5 protein-coding genes are annotated in these 5,097 nt (G+C 59.5%); 2 read left to right on the top strand and 3 right to left on the bottom strand.

The window, feature by feature from the left end:
- Positions 1 to 59: 59 nt before the first annotated feature.
- Positions 60 to 818 carry a hypothetical protein gene (locus tag Q1X90_RS05010; RefSeq protein ID WP_300767168.1) on the top strand — a complete coding sequence of 253 codons (759 nt, stop codon included), beginning with the start codon at positions 60 to 62 and terminating at the stop codon, positions 816 to 818.
- A gap of 26 nt (positions 819 to 844) precedes the next feature.
- Positions 845 to 1,729 carry a nucleotidyl transferase AbiEii/AbiGii toxin family protein gene (locus Q1X90_RS05005; protein ID WP_300767166.1) on the top strand — a complete coding sequence of 295 codons (885 nt, stop codon included), beginning with the start codon at positions 845 to 847 and terminating at the stop codon, positions 1,727 to 1,729.
- Between the two features lie 287 nt (positions 1,730 to 2,016).
- Here the strand turns inward: Q1X90_RS05005 and Q1X90_RS05000 are convergent, their stop codons facing one another.
- The 3 genes from Q1X90_RS05000 to Q1X90_RS04990 form a co-directional block, all read right to left on the bottom strand.
- Positions 2,017 to 2,790, bottom strand: a complete 774-nt coding sequence (locus Q1X90_RS05000) for a putative ABC transporter permease (protein WP_300767164.1) — start codon at positions 2,788 to 2,790, stop codon at positions 2,017 to 2,019.
- Positions 2,791 to 2,949: 159 nt separating this feature from the next.
- Positions 2,950 to 4,014: a putative sulfate exporter family transporter gene (locus tag Q1X90_RS04995; protein WP_300767162.1), complete on the bottom strand. Its 1,065-nt coding sequence runs from the start codon at positions 4,012 to 4,014 to the stop codon at positions 2,950 to 2,952.
- A 104-nt stretch (positions 4,015 to 4,118) separates the two neighbouring features.
- Positions 4,119 to 5,054, bottom strand: a complete 936-nt coding sequence (locus Q1X90_RS04990) for a LysR family transcriptional regulator (RefSeq protein WP_300767160.1) — start codon at positions 5,052 to 5,054, stop codon at positions 4,119 to 4,121.
- Positions 5,055 to 5,097: the final 43 nt, after the last annotated feature.

The following is a 5,097-nucleotide window of genomic DNA, read 5'->3' as shown; positions in this document are numbered from 1 at the left end:
TTATAAGATACCGATGAAAGGGTAGTATTCTATTACCCTTAACGCTATACTTCGTAAGTATGAAGTTCAGCGAGTACATATCGACGCATCACGTGTTCCTGACGGGGAGCCTGTTCAAGAACGCTGATTCCGAGATGGCGGCGAAGCAGCAGCTCAAACTAGCGCTTGCGTCGAACGCGATCGAGAGGGTCCGCAGGGGGCTGTACGTTTCGAACGCCGGAAGGTTCGAAGGCACCGGCGTTGACCCTTATGAGGTCGTAATCGTTCTCGATGCAGATGCCGTGCTCTCGTACCATTCCGCCCTGGAGGCGCATGGCGTGGCCCACAACGTCGGGTTCGAATGCCACTTCAGGACGGATGCCGCAAAGACCCCGTTCACCTTCCATGATGTCAGGTATATTCCCCACGCCGCGAAAATCGGGCTGGCGACCCAGAAGATCAGGGGCAAGGCATTCGGGAGCGTGCTCGCCACAAGCCGCGAGCAGACCTTCGTCGACTGCCTGAAGCACCCAGAGTGGTCGGGTGGCATCGAGGAGGTCGTTCGCTCACTTTCGGCGATGCCCTACCTTGACACCGTGCGCGTCGCGGAACTGGCCATAGCGGAAAGTGCCTCGATGGCTGCCCGTGTCGGCTGGCTGCTCGAGGAAAAGGCCGAGCAGTGGAAGGTGCAGGATGGCACGCTCGATATGCTGCGTGCTGCCTGCGAAGGGGTCGTATCGAAGCTCGACAAAAGCTCCGATGCTGCCAGAGGGTGGTCGAAGGAATGGAATATGAGATTGCCCGAGGAGGACAAGGAGGTCCGATCATGGCTCTCGTAGACATGGACGGGTTCCAGCCCAGAACCGTGGACAAGGTCGAGAGGCTGCTCGATCTGCTCGAGGAGATGGACCGCCACCCCGCTCTGCACGGCAAGCTCGCCATGCACGGGGGCACCGCCATCAACCTGTTCATGCTCGACATGCCAAGGCTTTCGGTTGACATAGACGTATCCTATATCGGATCGCCTGACCGCCAACGCATGCTTGCGGAAAGACCCGCCATCGAGGGCGGGATAGAAGAAGTGGGACGCGCTCTCGGCTACGATGTCTCGTCTGCCGATGGCGAGCATGCCGGCAGAACCTACCTGCTACGTTATCGTGGGGACTGGGGTGCCGATCATGTGAAGATCGACTGCATCTACATGAACCGCTCGCCGCTCATCGTCCCGACCCTGCGCTCATGCGCGATGAGGCCTGACGCAGAGATTTTGATGTTCGACGATATCGAGCTCGCCGGAGGCAAGGTCAAGGCGTTCTTCGATCGTGTAAAAGTCCGCGATCTGTACGATATATCCAACCTCGACAGGCACTTCGACAATGCAGATGATGATGAGCTCGCACATCAGTCGATGCTCCTCTATGCATCGCTTTCAGCCAGGTTCCCGCTCCCGTTCGAAGAAAGATCCGAGAGATTTGCGGACAGGCAGCGGGAGCTTGACGATCAGCTCCTTCCCATGCTCAGAGATGCTGACGAGCATCCGACCTTGCAGGGCCTCATGTCAAATGCGGAGGAATTCATCACGCGCTACGTCCTTCCACGCACGGATGCCGAAGCCGAGTATCTGCATCTCTTCGCGACCGGCGATTTTCGTCCCGAACTCGTCTTTTCCGACGAGGCTATTGCGGAAGCTGCATCGAAAAGCCCCGAAGCGCTATGGAAACTGCAGAACCTGAGAAAGATGCAGGCATGAGTCTTGATTCGCGGGAGATTATCTATTTCCAAGCCACCTGCAACTATCCCCATGTGGGAAACGGGGAATAGCCAAGTCCGTGAAGCATGTTTGCCCAGCAAAGATGCAATTACTCTTCTCCGTCCGAATCAGCGGCTGATTCGGACGTGATTCGTCTCGAGCAGCACGAGGCGGACAAGGCAACACGAGATGGAATCACGTCGAACCAGCTGGTCAAGCGCCTCAGTTGAGTGGGAGTAGCATCCATGGCGTGACGTCTGGGCGCGGGGCGGGAGCGTCGAACGTCTCTAACGCTCCTTGGTCCGACGCTTCGCCTTTTTCGCCAGCGTATCGCGGACACCGGCAAGAGTGTGGCCGTGCCGCGTTGATGTCATGGCGGGGAAGGCTCTGATCAGGCGTCGTTGCTGCCATGTCATGGTTTTGGCGATTCTTTCCGAGACCTCTATGACGTTGTCCGGTCCGTGGCCGCTCTTCTCCAGACGCTCATCGATGGCGGCGATGCGGGTGCTTTTCGCCTGTGCGATGTTCTCGCTGATCTGGGCGAGGTGACTGTCAAAGCTCGTCAATCCGGCGATGGTCACGGCTGCGTCGGCGATGAGAATCCCTGCGGCCGTGATTGTGACGACATGCAGTGCCTGAGGGGCCCACGATCCGGTGAACCCGGCGACGGCGGGTTGGACGAGAAGCTTGACCGCACTGGCTCCCAGGCCAAACGCGAGGAAGCCGTTGAGGTATATGCGGCCGTTGACGTTGAAGGGTTTGTTCGTGTAGTCCCACAGCCGCACATGAAACGCCCTCTCCACGGCGGCCGAGGTGACATATTCCAACAGACAGGCCAGCATGCCCGAACTGAGGAACGAAGCCAGGGGATTCTCCACGTCACGCAGCGTGACAATCACGATGATCGCCCCGAATCCGTAGATCGGACATAACGGGCCGATGAAGACGCCGCGCTCGACGAACCTACCTCTGGTGACGATGCCGAGACATGTCTCCCACACCCATCCGATGAATCCATAGAAGAGCCACCATAGGAATATCTGCTCGATGAACGCGATCATTGTCTCCCTCGTCGTCTTCTCATATGCCGGTTCTATGCCGACTTCCCTCGCGTCGCCACCACCGCGCTCCAGCCGCTTCCTCGTCGGCCGCGCCTTATGACGATGTGCGGTATTCTGCCACGCGGCGCGGATATGCGCAGTGCGATGATGCCGGAGGTCTCAAAAGACGATTGCCGCGATCGCGACGCACAACCCCAGAAGCAGAACCGAGGCGATGAAGCTGGACAGGAAGGCCGCACGACCCCGGTCGGCGATGGCCCGGAAGTTGACGGTGATTCCCAGCGCGGCCATGGCCATGCCGAGAACGACATAGGCGACGTCGACAAGAGTGGGGGCGATCGCGGAGACTCCCGGGACGAATGATCCGATCATCGACGCCCCGACGAACCCCAGCATGAACCACGGGAACATGATATGACGTCGCCCCTCGGTGTCGGGAGTCTCTTGGGTTCGGTCCCACCACAGGGCGATCACGATTGACGCCACCACCAGCATAAGAACGCGTGAAAGCTTCATGATGGTGGCCATCTCAACGCTGCCGAACGCGGCTCCCGCTGCCACGGTGTGCGCGATCTCGTGCAGGGACGCTCCGGCGACGACACCGAGCTGCACGGCACTCAAACCAGTGAGTGGGCCGACGACGATCTCGACCAAAGCGAAGATCGTTCCCATGATGGCGACCGCAGCCACTGCCATCATGATGTCCTCCTGCTTCTCCTCCTCGCGGCTGACATCCACGGTGATTGCGCTGGACAGGCCCATCACCGCGGCTGCGCCGCAGATTCCCGTTCCGCCTGCCACCAGCATGGCGAGCATGGGGTCGACGTGGAACGCCCGGGCTATCGCATACGTCACGACGATTGTGAACGTCACCACCACGGCCGCGATGGGGAGGCAGGCAAGGCCTTTGGTGAACAGGACCTGAAGATTGAGCTTGAATCCCAGAAGAATGATCCCCAGCCTCAGGAGTTTGTTCGATATAAGTCCGGCCGCATCCCGCACCCCTGCCATGCGGGCGGGATTCCCGCGCTCATACCATCGGCGTATCGGGAACTGCGCGGCCATTCCCAGAAGAAGGGCGATGATCAGCGCCCCGAACATGCTGAGCACAGGCAAATTCTTCAATGCGGAGCCGGCGATCGATGCCATCAGTGTGACAAGGACCATGACTCCCATGTCGATGGTCGTGATCCGGCGTATCCATGCTGACAATGATGTTTTCACGTGGATGATTGAACTACCGATGTTTCGTATCGGTCAAATCGTTATTACTTATGGTTTTAATCGAAATATCCAATGTGATGGCATCGCCGGCTGCGTCGACCGCATCAATCTTTGCCGGTCCGCAGACGATCGATGATGGCGTCGCATACCTCTCGCTGGCGGGATGACAGACCCGATACCGGGGTGATGGCATAGAACGATCGAACGAAATCCGGTCCGAGGTCCCGCGACGGGATTCCCTCCGGAACAAGCCTCGATGAGATGACGGATTGCCCGATTCCGGCGGCGAGACAGCTGACAATAGCGGAATTGCTGCGCAGAACGATCTGCCTGTCGGGAACCACATGGGAGACTGACAGGAAAAGGCTCGTGTAATATCTGACTCCTGACCCCGGTTCACGCAGGAGCCACACGCCGTCCGGCGATCCCGCGAGGACCAGTCTGTCGCTCGCGATGGCTCTGCGCGTGACGGCCTTGCCACTGACGGCCTTCTCCACGATTCCCAGCTGGACGTTGTTCACGCAGACCGCATCGAGGATGTCCTCGGAGTTGGACACCGCGATGGTCGGTTCGACGGCGTCAAGCCTGTCGCTCAACTCCGTGACGATTCCGCCGATCAGGACCTCGCTGGTCGTGTGGGAGCAGGACACGAGAAAAGGCTCGCGGTTCGTCGCGGCGCTTGCGATCCGCGAATGTCCCTCTCGCCAGCGCTCACCGATCGCCAATGCGGTGCCATACAGGATCCTGCCGGCGGTAGTGGGCGTCACATCGCTTTTCGCATGCCGCTCGAACAATGCAGATCCCACGGATCGTTCGAGGACCCCGATGCGTGCGGAGACCGTCGACTGTGAGACGTGCAGCCTGTCCGCGGCGATGGTGAACTGTCCCATCTCATATACGGCGATGAAGGTGTCAAGCAAGGGGAACATGGATGCGGCGGAAGGTCGGGACCCCGTCGCCGAAAACGGGGCCGCGGACGAGGTGTGCGCATACTCCGAATCGCATGCGTCGCCCATGGAATGGGCGGGTCCGGCCGTCATGCGAACTCCACGGTTCCGGTCCTGTCATCCATTCTGGCGACGA

It is taken from the genome of uncultured Bifidobacterium sp. (assembly GCF_949292005.1).
Lineage (GTDB): Bacteria > Actinomycetota > Actinomycetes > Actinomycetales > Bifidobacteriaceae > Bifidobacterium.
This window is presented reverse-complemented; position numbering and strand designations above follow the sequence as displayed.